This is a genomic window from Streptomyces niveiscabiei (genome assembly GCF_001419795.1).
Lineage (GTDB): Bacteria > Actinomycetota > Actinomycetes > Streptomycetales > Streptomycetaceae > Streptomyces > Streptomyces niveiscabiei.
The window spans coordinates 1-14,051 of the sequence record NZ_LIRL01000251.1 but is presented as its reverse complement, the minus strand read 5'-3'; the positions used below and the strand labels follow the sequence as shown (position 1 = coordinate 14,051).

Sequence of the window (14,051 nt, the reverse complement as noted above, 5' to 3'; positions counted from 1 at the left end):
TCGTCGCCGCCCGGGAAGTCGCCGTCGTCGAACTCCTCGCCGTGAGACTGGAGTTGGCCGGTTACCGGGTGGGGGTCGCCGGGAGCTTCGGGGAGAACGTAGCCCGGGTGGGGGAGGGGCGGTTCGAGCTGGCGGTGGTCGACCTGGGGCTGCCGGGGCTGCCGAGCAGCAAGGGGGCGGGGCGGCCGGCCGTACGGCGGTTACCGGTGCTGTACCTGCTGCCGCCCGACCGGCTGGAGGCGATCCTCCCGGAGCTGGACTCCGGGGAGAAGGACTACGTGACGACACCGATCCGGGTCGCCGAGGTCCTCGCCCGGATGCGGGTGCTCCTGCGCACCACGGACCGGGACCGGCGCGACGCGTCGCTCGGCTACGACGACCTGGTGCTGGACGACGACGGCTGCCGTGCCGTACGCGGGCACCGCGCCCTCGACCTCACCCCCGCCGAGTACCGCCTCCTGCGCCACTTCCTCGTCAACGCCCACCGCGTGCTGTCGAAGGAGCAGATCAGCCGGTTCGTGTGGGGCGACTTCCGCGAGGGCAACGCCATCGAGCAACTGGTCTCGCGGCTCAGGCGGAAACTCGACAGGGACGGCCCCCCGCTGCTGCACACCCGCCGGGGCTTCGGGTACTGGCTGGGCCGGGAGGAGAGCGAGGCGTGACCGGCCCCCGGACGTGATCCGCGCCACGTCAGCCCCCTGTCAGCTTCCTGACCGGGTCGAGTCAGCGCCTTCTGTTTGCCTGGGCCCACGGAACCCCCCCACTCCCGAGGAGAGCCATGGCAGACGCGCTCACCGCACCGGAATTCCCCATGCCGAGGTCGGGCAAGTGCCCCTTCGACCCGCCGCCCGCTCTGACGGAACTCCGCGAGAAGGGGCCGCTGACGAAGGTCAGGCTCTGGGACGGCAGCGAACCCTGGCTGGTCACGACGTACGCCGAGCAGCGCGCCCTGCTCGGGGACCCCAGGGTCAGCGCCGACCCGGACCACCCCGGCTACCCCACGAAGGCCTCGCCCGGCGCCGGGGACGGCAAGCTCAGCTTCATCATGATGGACGACCCGGAACACGCGCGGCTGCGCCGGATGGTGACCGGCCCGTTCGCGATCAGGAAGGTGGAGGCCCTGCGCCCCGCCGTACAGAAGATCACGGACGACCTGATCGACGGCCTCCTCGCCGGACCGAACCCCGTGGACCTCGTCGAGGCGTTCGCGCTGCCGCTGCCGTCACTGGTGATCTGCGAACTGCTCGGAGTGCCCTACGCGGACCACGACTTCTTCCAGGGCAACACGAAGACGATGGTCCTCCAGACAGCGACCCCGGAGGAGCGCACGCAGGCCGGTCGGGCGATCGGCGGCTACCTCGGCGCCCTCCTCGAACAGCGCGTCGCCGACCCCCGCGACGACCTGATCTCCGCCATCGCGGGCAGGATCACGGCCGGTGAACTCGACCACCGGCAGGCCACCGAGATGGCGTTGCTGCTCCTGATCGCGGGCCACGAGACGACCGCGAACATGATCGCCCTCGGCACCCTGGCCCTGCTCAGGAACCCCGGCCAACTCGCCCTCCTGCGCCAGAGCGACGACCCCAAGTTCGTCGCCGGGGCGGTCGAGGAACTGCTGAGGTACCTGCACATCACGCACCTCGGCCGGCGCCGGGCGGTCACCGAGGACATCGAGATCGCGGGCCGTACCGTCAAGGCGGGCGAGGGCCTGATCATGGCCAACGAGATCGGCAACCGCGACCCCGAGGCGTTCCCGGACCCGGACCGCCTCGACCTCACCCGCGACGCCCGCCGCCACGTCGCGTTCGGCTTCGGCGTCCATCAGTGCCTCGGCCAGCCGCTGGCCCGCATGGAACTCCAGGTCGTCTACAGCACCCTCTACCGACGCCTGCCCGCCCTGGAACTCGCGATCCCCTTCGAGGACGTCCGCTTCAAGGACGACGCGTTCGTGTACGGCGTCCACAGCCTCCCCGTCACCTGGTAACCCGCCAACTACCCAGAGAGCAACAGGAGATCACCGTGCAGGTGGAACTCGAAGCCGACAAGTGCGTGGCGTCCGGCCAGTGCGTCCTGGCCGCGATGGACGTCTTCGACCAGGACGACGACGGCATCGCCGTCCTCCTCGAAGCCGAACCCGCCGCCGACCAGCTCGACGACGTCCGCGAGGCCGTCGCCGTCTGTCCGGCAGCCGCCATCCGCCTCGTCGGGAAACCGCAAGTTACTTGAGTTACGCAACAATAGGGTAAAGTGGGGCGCATGCCGACCGAACCGCTCCCCGCCTCCGCCACCCCCGAGGTCATCGAGATCGAGCGGGCGCTCACCCGCATCACCTACCTGAGCACCCGCGCCCGCCAGCACGACCGGCTGATGGCCGTCGCGGGCGTCCCCCTCGACCGCGCGGCCGTCGCCCTGCTGCGCCAGGTCGCCGACTCCGACCCGCTGCGCCCCGGTGAACTGGCCCAGCGGCTCGGCGTCGAGGCGTCGCACGTCACGCGGACCGTCCAGCAGCTCCAGAAGTCCGGGTACGTCACCCGCGTACCGGACCCGCAGGACGGCCGCGCGCAGCGCATCCAGCTCACGGAGGCCGGGGAGGGGGCCGTCGGCCGGATCCGGGCGGCGAGCCAGCGCGGGATGCAGCTCGCGCTCCAGGACTGGACGCCGCAGGAGCTGGAACAGCTCGCCGGGCTCTTCCACCGGATGGTCGACGACTTCCTCGCGTACGCGGTCGAGGAGGACACCGAACCCGCCACGGCCTGACCGGAAGTGGTCAAGTAGCATCGCGCGCAACCCCACTTGAAGGAGGGACTGGCCATGAGCCGCGCCCCCGAGACCGGCGACGTCGTCGACGATTTCTCCCTGCCGGACGAGACCGGAACCGTCCGCAGCCTCACCGAGCTGCTCGCCGACGGCCCTGTCGTCCTCTTCTTCTACCCCGGCGCCCTGACGCCCGGCTGCACCGCCGAGGCCTGCCACTTCCGCGACCTCGCCGCCGAGTTCAAGGCGGTCGGCGCGCGCCCGGTCGGGATCAGCGGCGACACCGTCGACAAGCAGAACGAGTTCGTCGGCAAGCACACGCTGGGCATGCCGCTGCTGTCCGACGAGGACGGCACCGTACGGGAGAAGTTCGGCGTCAAGCGCGGGTTCGCGCTCATGGCCACCAAGCGGGTCACGTTCGTCATCGGGCAGGACCGCAGGATCCTGGAGGTCGTGCGCAGCGAGCTGCGGATGAACCAGCACGCGGACCGGGCGCTGGAGGTCCTGCGCGCCCGGGGTTGAGCCCCCGCCGCATTGCCCCCATTCTGGGACGTATGGAGCATCTCGTCGCTGCGGCGGTCATCGATGCCCGGGGCGTCGTGACGGGCTGGAGCGAGGGAGCCCGCGAGCTGACCGGGCGTACGGCGGGCGAGGCCGTGGGCCGGTTCGCGGCCGAGCTGCTCGGTGACGCGCTGCCGGGCGGCGGGCCCGTCGTCCTGCGGCACAAGGACGGCCACCCCGTCTCCGTCACCCTCACGTCCTGCCCGGTCCTCGGCCCCGGCGGCGAGCCCGCCGGGTTCGTCGTCACCGTCGTCCCCCCGCCGCCGCCCTCGCTCGGGGAGCTGGCCTTCCAGCAGGCGTCCATGTCGATGTCCGTGTTCGACACGCGGCAGCGGTACCTGCGGCTGAACTCGGTCGCCTGCCAGGTGATGGGCGTCGAGGAGGACGTACTCCTGGGGCGGCCGTTCCCGGAGACCGTCGAGGACGCCGAGCACAGCCAGGGCTTCAACTTCCACCTGCGCGAGGTCGCCGAGACCGGGCGGCCGGTGCACTACGAGAGCTACACCGGCGAGCCCTCCGGGAACCGGGAACACGCCTGGAACATCGAGATGTGGCCCGTGCACGACACCGGGGGCGAGCTGCGGGCCGTCGCGCTCGCCGCGTTCGACAGCAGCGAGCAGTACTGGGCCCGCCGCCGCCTCGCCCTCCTCAACGAGGCCGCCGCCTCCATCGGCACCACCCTCGACGTCGTGCGCACCGCAGAGGAGGTCGTCGCCCTCCTCGTCCCCCAGTACGCCGACTTCGCGAGCGTCGACCTCTTCGACTGGGTCCTCGGCTCCGACGAACCCCCGCGCATCCCCGAGAACCAGGTCGTCCTGCGGCGCGTCGCGCACGGCTCCGCCGCCGACGGCACCCCCGAGGCCGCCGTCCACCTCGGCGAGACCGACGCCTACCCGCCGTACAGCCCGCCCGCGAAGGCGCTGCGCGAGGGGCGGGCCGTGCTCAGCCAGGCCGGGGAGCCGGAGTTCGTGCGCTGGGTCGCCGAGCGCAACACCCGCTCACCCGAGGGACGGCCCCACCGGCAGGGCGTGCACTCGATGATGGCCGTGCCGCTGAGGGCACGCGGGACGACCCTCGGCGTCGCCGTCGCGATCCGCTTGGCGCACCCCGACGACTTCGGCGGCGACGACACCGTGTTCGCCGAGGAACTCGCCAGCCGCGCCGCCGTCTGCGTCGACAACGCGCGCCGCTTCGCCCGCGAACGCACCACCGCGCTCACCCTCCAGCACAGCCTCCTGCCGCGCGGCCTGCCCGGACAGGCGGCCGTCGAGGTCGCCCACCGGTACCTGCCGTCCGGCTCGACGGCCGGGATCGGCGGCGACTGGTTCGACGTCATCCCCCTGTCCGGCAGCCGGGTCGCGCTGGTCGTCGGCGACGTCGTCGGCCACGGCATCCCCTCCTCGGCGACCATGGGACGGCTCTGCACGGCCGTCCGCACCCTCGCCGACGTCGACCTGCCGCCGGACGAACTCCTCACCCACCTCGACGACCTCGTCACCCACCTCGCCACCTACGACGACGGCACCGCCGACGCCGCCGAACTCGGCGCGACCTGCCTGTACGCCGTGTACGACCCCGTCGCGCGCCGCCTCGCCCTCGCCGCCGCCGGACACCCGCCGCCCGCGCTCGTGCTGCCCGACGGGACGGTCCGCCTCGTCGAGACGAGCCCCGGGCCACCCCTCGGCGTCGGCGGGCACCCCTTCGAGGCGACCGAGATCGACCTCCCCGAGGGCGCGATCGTCGCCCTCTACACCGACGGCCTCATCGAGGGCCGCGACCGGGACATCGACCGGGCCAGCGCCGAGCTGTGCAGCGCGCTCACCGAGCCCGCCCCGACGCTGGACGCCCTGTGCGACACCGTCCTGAAGGCCGTCCTCCCCGAGGAACCCGGCGACGACGTCGCCCTGCTCCTCGCCCGCACCCGCGCGCTCGGCGCGGACCGGGTCGCGACCTGGGACGTCGTACCCGATCCCGCCCACGTCGCCGCGACCCGGCAGGCGGCGATGGAGCAACTCGCCGCCTGGGGGCTCGACGAGGCGTCCTTCGTCACGGAACTCGTCGTCAGTGAACTCGTCACCAACGCGATCCGGTACGGAGAGCCGCCCATCCAGCTGCGGCTCATCCGGGACCGGACGCTGATCTGCGAGGTGTCCGACGCGAGTTCGACCTCACCCCACCTGCGGCGGGCGCACGCCTTCGACGAGGGCGGGAGGGGGCTGCTGCTGGTCGCTCAGCTCACCCAGAGGTGGGGGAGCCGGCAGAACAGCCGGGGGAAGACGATCTGGGCCGAACAGGCGCTGTGACCCACCGTCAGGCGGTCACTGGAAGTCGCAGCCCGGGTTCGGGGCGTCCTCCGAGAACGGGGCGCCGTGCGGGAGGACGTACAGCGCCTTCAGCACGAGCGGCTTGTCGCCCAGGTTGCGGCCGATGTGCACATAGTTCGGGCCCTCCTGGATGACCTGGCCCTTCTGGTAGACGCCGTCCGAGTCGCACGTCGCGTCGAAGTGGCTCAGCGTGCCCTCCTCGACGAAGCCGTAGACCATGCCGTCGTGGAAGTGCCAGCCCGTCGACTGGCCCGGCGGGATCGTCAGCTCGCGCAGGACGTAGTCCTTGTCGCCGACCGTCTTCTGCGCGAGGAGCTTCGCCGTCACCCCCGGGCCCGGAGGCGTCGCCTGGGCGGCCGAGGTGGAGAGAGCGAGAGCCGCGACAGCGGCGGCGAGAACGGTACGCGTACGCATGGGGGAGCCTCCTGAGACGTCGTCGGGCGGGACGCTACCGCACGAGGATCAGCCCTCCGCGCCCGGCCTCCAGCCCAGCGCCGGGCCCAGGTGGGTCGCCATGTCCGTGAGGATCTGTACGTAGTCCTCGTGGTCGAAGGTGAAGGGCAGCGCGAAGGCGACCTCGTCGATCTCGCGGTAGGCGGCGTGCGCGTGGAGGCGCTCGGCGAGCTCGGACGAGGTGCCGACCAGGTCGGGCGCGAACATCATGCGGGCCGGGCCCTGCGGGGACGCCGTACGGGGGAGGCGCTTCGCCGCGTACTCCTCGTACTTCGCGCGCTGCGCCGGGGTCGCCGAGTCGGTGGGGATCACCACCAGGCCCTGCGAGACGCGGGCCGCGTCGCCGTCGGGGTGGGCGGCGCGGAAGGCGCGGATGTGGGAGAGCTGGACCTCGGCGAAGTCCTCGGACTCCTCCGCCTTGACGACGCTGCTGGTCAGGAAGTTCATGCCGTGCTCACCGGCCCAGCGCGCGGAACTCAGGCTGCCGCCGCCGTACCACATGCGCTTGCCCAGACCAGGGGAGTGCGGCTGGACGCGGTCCGAGAAGACTTCAAAACCCTGGACACCGCTGAAGTCGCTCGCGGACTTGCCGCGTACGAAGTCCAGGAGCCGCCGGACCCGCTCGTACGAGAAGTCCTCGGCGTCGGCCGTGTCCGGGTACAGGGCGTCTTTGACGTGCTCGAACTGCATCGGCGGGCCCACGCTCACCCCCGGGTTGAGCCGCCCGCCGGAGAGGAGGTCGACCGTCGCCCAGTCCTCGGCGAGCCGCAGCGGGTTCTCCCAGCCGAGCGGCGTCACGGCCGTACCGAGGTGGATACGGCTCGTGCGCTGCGTCGCGGCGGCGAGGACCGCGACGGGGGACGAGATGCCGTACTGGAGGTGGCGGTGGCGCAGCCACGCGCTGTCGAAGCCGAGCCGCTCGCCGAGTTCGATGATCTCCAGCGTCGACTCGTGGCCTGCGCGGGGGTCGTCCCCGTCGAACAGGCCGATGGTGAGGAAACCGAGCTTGCGCAGCGGGCGCGGGGTGGACGGCATGAGGCTCTCCAACGGTCACGGGACGTACGACCGTGCCAACCCGCGCCGCACCTCACGCATTCCGGCGCAGCGGGATGATCACCTCGTCCTCGACCGGCGGCTCGACCTCCTGCGCGAGGTTCCCGGTCGCCGCGAAACACCGGATGCGCACGGACTCCGGCGTGACGTCGAGGCGCAGGAAGCTCTTGAAGAACGGCGGGCTGTACGTCGCGGAACTCGGCGAGAAGAGCTGCGTGTAGATCTTCCGTACGGGGAGCCGGATGCGCCGGGGTTTCCCCGCGACGCCGAGCAGCGCGGCGACGATCCGTATCCGCCAGGTGATCCGCACCTCGGCGCCGGGCGCGCGGGCCGGGGTGATGCCCAGCCGCTCGGCGATCACCGCCGTCGCCTCGTCCTCGGTGAGCCGGAAGAACCGCTTCAGGCGCAGCCGCCGCCCGTACAGCCCCGCGTAGAACGCGAGCGAGTCGCCGCGCAGCGGGTAGGCCCGGAACTCGTCCTCCCCGACCCCCGCGACATCGACGCGCGGGATCGTGTGCGTGGCGTGCGTGAACGCGCCGCCGCCCCCGGAGACGACGTACTGGAGCGTCCGCCCGTCCGGGCAACGCACCGGATAGCGCTGGTAGTTGTGGATGTCGCCGCCTATCGCCGCGACGTACCCGTGCTCCGGCGCCCGCACGATCTCGTCGACCGTCCCGCCGCCCTCGATCACGCAGGGGTCGGACCGGCCGTCGACATACAGGGGCGACCCGGTGACGAGGATCTTCGGGCGCGGGCCCTGGGACACCTGCCGCAGCCACGCGCCCTGTTCGGCGTCGAGGGTGCCGAGAAGTCCCGTGTCTATCCCGACGATCCGGACCGGTCCGGCGTCGATCGCCCAGTACGGGCCCGGCTGGACGGCCTGTTGACCGGCCGCCGAACGCAACTCGCGGGCCTCGTCGAGCTGTTCGCCGTCCCCTGGGCGCGCCTCGTGCCACAGCAGCGACCTCAGCCACGCCTTCGTCAGCGCGCGGGGCTTCGGCTCGGCGGGCAGCGCCGGCGCGTCCCCGCAGAACACCCGCATGAACGCGCCGAGTCCCTCGTACCAGTCGTGGTTGCCGGGGACCGCGTAGATCGGGGCCGGGTAACTCGCGTACGGGCGGAAGAACTTGGTGCCGTAGTCGTCGGCGCTGCCCACGGGGTAGATGACGTCGCTCGCCACGACCGCGAACCGCGTGCCCTCGCTGACCTTCAGGAAACCGGGGACGACCGCGTACTGCGGGTCGTCGCCCTCGCCCGTGTCGCCGATGACCATGAACGAGAAGCGGTCCGGGTCGTCGCGGCGGATCACCTTGCCGGCGGGGGCCGCCTGCTGCGCGACCCAGCGGCTTCTCGTCCGGCCCGTGGGGTCTCCGAGCCAGGACGCCACCACCCCGTTGCGCGCCGCCCACAGAGTGCGCGGGTTCAGCCAGGAGATCTTCTCGGTCCGCTCCGGCATGAGCTGACGGTAGGCACCCGGGGCGGCCTCGCCCCAACCGGCGCCGGAGGCGGTATCGCGTGAGGAATCGGGCACGGGGGAACCGTAGCAATGGCCAGAACATGACGGGGAGTTGGGGATGTCCTGTGCGGGGGCGGGTCAGGACCTTTCGTGCGGGGTTTTCTCGCCCGCCTCCACTGCCACCGGGAGCTTGTTCTCCCTCGGCGGGAGGGGGCAGGTCGCCTGGTCCGTGTACGCGCAGGGCATGTTCGCCGCGCGGTTGAAGTCGACCGTGACGTGCCCCTGCGCGTCCGGTGCGGGGATCTGGAGGGCGCGGTTCGCCGCGTACGTCGTGACGCCGGAGGTCTCGTCCGTGAACAGGACCATCAGGGTGCCCGGGGTGCTGCCGTTGAACGCGGTCAGGCGGTGGACGGCGTCCTTCAGCTCGAACTCGACCTGGCCGGGGGAGTCGTACACGTGCTCCAGGCCCTCGACGGCCGCGCCCACGGTCACCTCGCGGGGCGTGTCGTAGGGCAGGAAGCGGCCCTGTACGGCCCAGGTCTCGTCGGGGGCGTACGTCGGGGTCTCGCGGTGGTTCGCGCGCAGGGCGTTGCCGGGGTGGCGGGGGCGCAGGATGTCGCTGCCGCCGCGCTTGCCGATCTCCAGTACGGCGTCCCCGGCGCCGACGTACACGCTCGCCCGTTCGGCGATGACGCCGAAGGAGTGCCGGCCCCTGATGGTCTCGCCGTCCAGGGTCAGTTCCTCGCCCTCGGCCAGCTCCACGACCACGCCCTCGTCGTCACTGGACCACACGCCCGGCGCGTCCTCGAACCGCTCCGGTTCGGGGGAGAGCCAGCGCAGGCTGCTGATCGCCAGGAAGCCGTGCGGGGACGTGAGGACCTCCTCCCTCGTCCGGTGCCACTTCTCCCACTCCGCGACGAAACCGCTGCTCATGTGTGCGCTCCCTGCTGGGCTCGTGCCGTCGCCCCTGCCAACCGCGCCGCCCGGCGGGTCATTCCCGGGGCCCGTACAGGGCGGAGCGTGCCCCGGTGACCAGCGCCCAGTACCGGTCGCCGTAGGACCAGTGCCACCACTCGGTGGGGTAGTTCACGAGCCCGGCCCGGCTCAGGGCCTCGCCCAGGACACGCCGGTTCTCGCGGGCGGCGGGGGTGATGCCGGGGGCGCGCGTGTAGCAGGCGCCGTCGCTTTCCTCGGGGCTCGCGTTCATGCGGGTGCCCATGTCGAGTTCCTCGCCGTCGGCTGCGACGAGGGTGAGATCCACGGCGGCTCCCGCGCTGTGCGGGGCGATCTCGGGCGGCGAGACGTAGCGGCTCGCGGCGGTGTGGACGCGGGCCGGGGACCAGTCGGGGTGCGCGGCCCGCAGATCCGCGGCGTACCCCTCGAAGTACTCGCGCTGGAGCGCGGGCGGGCGGTAGCCCTCGACGAAGAGGAGGCGCAGGCCGTCCGGGAGGTGCTGCTGGGCCGTGAGGAGACGGGCGAGGACGCCTGCCCGGAGGCGGGCGTACGCGCCGGTGGCGTCGGCCTTGAGGGGGGCCGTGTGCAGGGTGCCGCGTACGTCCACGAGGGGTTCGGCGCAGTCCTGCACGGGGATCGCCGCGACCCTGGGGTCCGCCATGAGGATGATCTCGGTCATGGGATCAGCATGCCCGGCCGACAGGTCTTCCCGGCCTCTGTGCGGGTCCCTCAGCCGCCGCTGCGTGTCCGTTCCTTCTGCCATGCCGTGGGGCGGTTGAAGGCGTCGGGGGCGGTGGGGGCGGATTTGTGCTGGTGTACGGGGCGGTTCCACTCGCCGTCGCCGAGGACCAGCAGGGGGTCGAACATGACGACGATCCCCGCGAGGAAGAGGAAGATCACCGGGCCGATCAGCATGGGGAGGAGGAGCGAGGTTGGGGAGTCGCCGGCCCATGACGCGGTCGTCCCGTGGATGTGGACGCTGACGGCGGCCATCCCGGTGTAGTGCATGCCGGAGACGGCGACCCCCATCACGAGGCTCGCGCCGAGGCTGGGCAGGAAGCCCCGGATGGAGACGGCCGCCCACAGCGCGGCGGTGGCCGCGCCGATGGCGATCAGGACGGACAGGGCGACGATCAACGGGTCGTAGTCGATACGGCCGTTGAGGTGCATGGCCGCCATGCCGAGGTAGTGCATCGCGGCGACCCCGAGGCCGGTCACCACGCCCGCGGACAGCAGCGTGCGCGGGCTCGCCCCCCGGTAGCCGACGATGAACACGCCGATGCCGACGACCACGACGGCGACGGCGAGGCTCAGGACGGTGAGCCCGACGTGGTAGCCGACGCGGGTCTCCACGACCCGGAACCCGATCATCGCGATGAAGTGCATCGTCCAGATCCCGCATCCGATGGACGCCGCACCGAGTGCGAGCCACCCCGGTTTCCAGGACTGTGTGTTGAGCAGTGAGCGGACAATGCACCGCAGTCCCAGAGCGGCCCCGAGACACGCCATCACATAAGCCGCGATCGGCGTCACCGCCCCGTAGCGGAACCCGTCGACAGTGCCTTCCATAGGCCAACTCCCCCCAGAGCAAAGGCTGTGCGTGTCCGAAGGTTTACGTCCAGGGGGATGGCCAAGGCAAGTTGAACCGACCAGTAGTGGGTTATCTCTCGAATACTGAGCCGCATTACTGGTCGCAGTCAGGCTATTTCGGTCTTCCGTATTCCGGTTGGCATATTCATACGGCAACGAGTGCCGATTATTGAGACTTCAAAGGTAATTCTTCGCGGGGGTTCAGGCGAAGGTGCGGCCCAGGAGGTCGAGCAGCGCGGCCCAGTGCCGCTCGTCGCCCGCCTGGTCGTACGACGCCATGTCGGCCTGCGTGTAGCCGTGGAAGGCGCCCTCGTAGACCTCGGTGCGGTGGCGGACGCCGGCCTCGGTGAGCGCGTCCTCCAGGGTCCGCACCGCCTCCGGGGGCATCGAACTGTCCTGGTCGGCGTGGCCGAAGTACACCTCGGCCGTGATGTTCCCGGCGAGCAGGTGCGGGCTGTCGGGGCCGTCGGTGACCAGGCCGCCGCCGTGGAAGCCGCCCGCCGCCGCGACCCGGTCCGGGTGGGTGCCCGCGGTCAGCAGCGCGAGCCGGGCGCCCATGCAGTAACCGGTCAGGCCCACGGGGCGGCCGACGACCGCCGGGTTCCCGGCCAGCCAGGTCAGGTAGGCGTCCGCGTCCTTCATCGCCAGCGCGGGGGTGAGGGACTGCATGACCGGCCAGATCTTCTCGAAGATCTCCGGGCGGGCCTGCGGGTCGATGAACTCGGGGAGGTCGAAGACCGGCGTACGGCCGTGCCGGTAGAACACGTTCGGGACCAGCACGGCGTACCCCTCGCCCGCGAGCCGGTCCGCCATGCCCTTCAGGTGCGGACGCAGCCCGAACGCGTCCTGGTAGAACAGCACGGCCGGGTGCGGGCCGCCCTCGGCCGGGTGGACGAAGTAGGCGTCGGCGACGCCGTCCTCGGTGGTGATGTCGACCGACGTTCCGTGTGTTGCGTGTACAGAGGTCATGCCGACAGCGTTGCATGTTTCAACCAACGGCCCGGACGGCGCCCCTCGCCTCATGAACCGCCCTTTACTCGAACCGCGACGCGTCCCCCGCCCCGTACCGCACGATCTGCGCCTCGCCCTCCGAGAAGTCCACCACCGTCGTCGGCTCGGTCCCGCACTCCCCGGAGTCCAGCACCCCGTCCAGGACGTGGTCCAGCTCGTCCTTGATCTGCCAGCCCTGCGTCATCGGCTCGTCCTCGCCCGGCAGCAGCAGCGTGCTGGACAGCAGCGGCTCGCCCAGCTCCGCCAGCAGCGCCTGGGTGACCGTGTGGTCCGGGATGCGCACGCCCACCGTCTTCTTCTTGGGGTGCTGGAGCATCCGGGGCACCTCGCGGGTCGCCGGCAGGATGAAGGTGTAACTCCCGGGCGTGGACGCCTTGACGGCCCGGAACACGTTGTTGTCGATCTGCACGAACTGGCCGAGCTGCGCGAAGTCCTGGCACACCAGCGTGAAGTGGTGCCGGTCGTCCAGCTTGCGGATCGACCGGATCCGGTCGGTGCCCTCCTTGCTGCCGAGCTTGCAGCCCAGTGCGTAGCAGGAGTCCGTGGGGTACGCGATCAGGGCGCCGCCCCGCACGGCGTCCGCGATCTGCGCGATGGTGCGCGGCTGGGGGTTGTCGGGGTGCACGTCGTAGTACTTCGCCATGGGGTGACCCTATGCCGCCCTCGCCCCCGGCGCCGACGCGCGGACCCGTGTAACGTCCCAGGTCGGCGAGAAGGAGGGCATGCGCATGGCGGCCGGGGACGAGGGCGGCATCCGGTGGGCCGAGGAACTCCTCGCCCTGCTCAGGCCCACCGCCGGGCACGGCGTCGAAGGGCTCGTGCACTGGCTGGCCCGCACCCTGGACGCCGAGGTCTCGCTGTGCGACGACACCGGCACCCCCGCCGCCGGAACCCCCCTGCCGCTGGACGGCACGCCCGCCGCCGACGTCCTCGGCGGACGCATCGCCGCCGCCTCCTGGGAGGGCGACGGACGGTACCTGCGCCTCGTCAGGGTCGTCCGGCCCGGGCCCGCGCACCCCTGGCTCCTCGCCGTCGCCCGCCGGGCCCCCTTCGACCCGCGCGCCTCCGACGTCGTCGCCCACACCGCCGCCGTCCTCGAAGCCGTCCTGCGCACCCGCGAGGCCGACGCCACCGAACGGCGGCTGCGGCGGGCGGCGGCCGATCTGCGGCTCGCGATCCTCCAGCTGCTGATGGTCGAGGACACCGTCGCCGCGCGCCGGGTCGCCGCGGGCCTGTGGCCGGGGCTCCTGGACGTCGAGACCGCCCGCGTCTACATCGCCGAGTCCACCGTCGAGGACCGCGACCAGCTCGCCGAGGACATCCTCACCGCCACCCGCGACGCGGCCCTCGTCGTCCGCTGCCCGGCGATGGACCCGCAGGTCATCGTCGTCGTCCCCGACGAGAGCGCCGACGCGAGCCTGCGCGCCCTGCCCGCCGGCCGCCCCGGCACCTACCTCGGCGGCAGCGTCCCGCACGACCTCGCCCGCACCGCCGTCGCGTACGGGCAGGCCGCCAGCGCTCTCGCCGTCGCCCGCTTCCACCCCGACCGCACCGCGATCTACACCGAACGCACCCACCCGCGCCGCCTGATGGACCCCCAGGACCTCAACGCGTGGGCCCTGGACCTGCTGAGCCCCCTCGACCGCCTCCCGCACCACGTGCGCGCGGAACTCGTCGCCACCACCCGCCTCGGCCTGGAGTTCACCGCCGTACGCGCCGCCCGCATCCTCGGCGTCAGCCGCAACACCGTGCGCGCCCGCATGGAACGCGTCGAGTCCCTCATCGGCACCGACCTCTCCGACCTGCCCTCCCGCGCCGCCCTGCACCTCGCCCTCGCCCACCGCGACGCACCCGTGCACCCCGCGCCCCCGGCGACCCTGGACGACCTCCTCACC

The 14,051-nt window shown here is 72.0% G+C and carries 15 protein-coding genes; 7 read left to right on the top strand and 8 right to left on the bottom strand.

Annotated elements, in window-relative coordinates; all coding sequences use genetic code 11:
- The 6 genes from AOK24_RS13485 to AOK24_RS13460 all read left to right on the top strand — a co-directional run.
- A partial coding sequence (locus tag AOK24_RS13485) for a winged helix-turn-helix domain-containing protein (RefSeq protein ID WP_055720297.1) occupies positions 1-662 on the top strand: 662 nt, incomplete at its 5' end.
- Between the two features lie 116 nt (positions 663-778).
- Positions 779-1,984: a cytochrome P450 gene (locus AOK24_RS13480; RefSeq protein WP_055720296.1), complete on the top strand. Its 1,206-nt coding sequence runs from the start codon at positions 779-781 to the stop codon at positions 1,982-1,984.
- 35 nt (positions 1,985-2,019) lie between these two features.
- Positions 2,020-2,226, top strand: a complete 207-nt coding sequence (locus AOK24_RS13475; protein ID WP_055720295.1) for a ferredoxin — start codon at positions 2,020-2,022, stop codon at positions 2,224-2,226.
- Positions 2,227-2,256: 30 nt separating this feature from the next.
- The gene (locus AOK24_RS13470; RefSeq protein ID WP_055720294.1) at positions 2,257-2,757 is read left to right on the top strand and encodes a MarR family winged helix-turn-helix transcriptional regulator; all 501 of its coding nucleotides are present in this window, start codon (positions 2,257-2,259) and stop codon (positions 2,755-2,757) included.
- A 54-nt stretch (positions 2,758-2,811) separates the two neighbouring features.
- On the top strand, positions 2,812-3,276 hold the full coding sequence (locus AOK24_RS13465) for a peroxiredoxin (RefSeq protein ID WP_055720293.1): 465 nt from the start codon (positions 2,812-2,814) through the stop codon (positions 3,274-3,276).
- A 32-nt stretch (positions 3,277-3,308) separates the two neighbouring features.
- A complete protein-coding gene (locus AOK24_RS13460; protein ID WP_055720292.1) occupies positions 3,309-5,618 on the top strand; it encodes an ATP-binding SpoIIE family protein phosphatase in 2,310 nt (769 codons plus the stop codon).
- 15 nt (positions 5,619-5,633) lie between these two features.
- On the opposite strand, the gene AOK24_RS13455 is transcribed toward AOK24_RS13460, so the two are convergent.
- From AOK24_RS13455 to AOK24_RS13420, 8 genes are all read right to left on the bottom strand, one after another.
- Positions 5,634-6,053 carry a cupin domain-containing protein gene (locus AOK24_RS13455; protein WP_055720291.1) on the bottom strand — a complete coding sequence of 140 codons (420 nt, stop codon included), beginning with the start codon at positions 6,051-6,053 and terminating at the stop codon, positions 5,634-5,636.
- A gap of 48 nt (positions 6,054-6,101) precedes the next feature.
- On the bottom strand, positions 6,102-7,127 hold the full coding sequence (locus AOK24_RS13450; protein ID WP_055720290.1) for an LLM class flavin-dependent oxidoreductase: 1,026 nt from the start codon (positions 7,125-7,127) through the stop codon (positions 6,102-6,104).
- Between the two features lie 52 nt (positions 7,128-7,179).
- Positions 7,180-8,676 carry a metallophosphoesterase family protein gene (locus AOK24_RS13445; protein WP_055720289.1) on the bottom strand — a complete coding sequence of 499 codons (1,497 nt, stop codon included), beginning with the start codon at positions 8,674-8,676 and terminating at the stop codon, positions 7,180-7,182.
- 63 nt (positions 8,677-8,739) lie between these two features.
- Positions 8,740-9,534, bottom strand: coding sequence for a DUF1684 domain-containing protein (locus AOK24_RS13440; protein ID WP_055720288.1), 795 nt, complete (start codon positions 9,532-9,534; stop codon positions 8,740-8,742).
- 58 nt (positions 9,535-9,592) lie between these two features.
- A complete protein-coding gene (locus AOK24_RS13435; protein ID WP_055720287.1) occupies positions 9,593-10,234 on the bottom strand; it encodes a M15 family metallopeptidase in 642 nt (213 codons plus the stop codon).
- A 50-nt stretch (positions 10,235-10,284) separates the two neighbouring features.
- Positions 10,285-11,124 carry an MHYT domain-containing protein gene (locus AOK24_RS13430; RefSeq protein ID WP_055720286.1) on the bottom strand — a complete coding sequence of 280 codons (840 nt, stop codon included), beginning with the start codon at positions 11,122-11,124 and terminating at the stop codon, positions 10,285-10,287.
- A gap of 222 nt (positions 11,125-11,346) precedes the next feature.
- Positions 11,347-12,114 (bottom strand): dienelactone hydrolase family protein, encoded by a 768-nt coding sequence (locus tag AOK24_RS13425; protein WP_055720285.1) that lies wholly within the window; start codon positions 12,112-12,114, stop codon positions 11,347-11,349.
- Between the two features lie 64 nt (positions 12,115-12,178).
- Entirely contained in the window at positions 12,179-12,799 is a 621-nt protein-coding gene (locus AOK24_RS13420; RefSeq protein WP_055720284.1) for an L-threonylcarbamoyladenylate synthase, read from the bottom strand.
- 79 nt (positions 12,800-12,878) lie between these two features.
- On the opposite strand from AOK24_RS13420, the gene AOK24_RS13415 reads away from it, so the two are divergent.
- On the top strand, positions 12,879-14,051 hold a 1,173-nt coding region (locus AOK24_RS13415), incomplete at its 3' end, for a PucR family transcriptional regulator (RefSeq protein ID WP_055720298.1).

What these genes read in the sequence shown, in the direction of transcription:
- AOK24_RS13480 (WP_055720296.1), top strand. Translation starts at nt 779, where the DNA reads ATGGCAGACGCGCTCACCGCACCGGAATTCCCCATGCCGAGGTCGGGC.
- AOK24_RS13430 (WP_055720286.1), bottom strand. Translation starts at nt 11,124, where the DNA reads ATGGAAGGCACTGTCGACGGGTTCCGCTACGGGGCGGTGACGCCGATC.
- AOK24_RS13470 (WP_055720294.1), top strand. Translation starts at nt 2,257, where the DNA reads ATGCCGACCGAACCGCTCCCCGCCTCCGCCACCCCCGAGGTCATCGAG.
- AOK24_RS13450 (WP_055720290.1), bottom strand. Translation starts at nt 7,127, where the DNA reads ATGCCGTCCACCCCGCGCCCGCTGCGCAAGCTCGGTTTCCTCACCATC.
- AOK24_RS13455 (WP_055720291.1), bottom strand. Translation starts at nt 6,053, where the DNA reads ATGCGTACGCGTACCGTTCTCGCCGCCGCTGTCGCGGCTCTCGCTCTC.
- AOK24_RS13440 (WP_055720288.1), bottom strand. Translation starts at nt 9,534, where the DNA reads ATGAGCAGCGGTTTCGTCGCGGAGTGGGAGAAGTGGCACCGGACGAGG.
- AOK24_RS13460 (WP_055720292.1), top strand. Translation starts at nt 3,309, where the DNA reads ATGGAGCATCTCGTCGCTGCGGCGGTCATCGATGCCCGGGGCGTCGTG.
- AOK24_RS13465 (WP_055720293.1), top strand. Translation starts at nt 2,812, where the DNA reads ATGAGCCGCGCCCCCGAGACCGGCGACGTCGTCGACGATTTCTCCCTG.
- AOK24_RS13425 (WP_055720285.1), bottom strand. Translation starts at nt 12,114, where the DNA reads ATGACCTCTGTACACGCAACACACGGAACGTCGGTCGACATCACCACC.
- AOK24_RS13420 (WP_055720284.1), bottom strand. Translation starts at nt 12,799, where the DNA reads ATGGCGAAGTACTACGACGTGCACCCCGACAACCCCCAGCCGCGCACC.
- AOK24_RS13435 (WP_055720287.1), bottom strand. Translation starts at nt 10,234, where the DNA reads ATGACCGAGATCATCCTCATGGCGGACCCCAGGGTCGCGGCGATCCCC.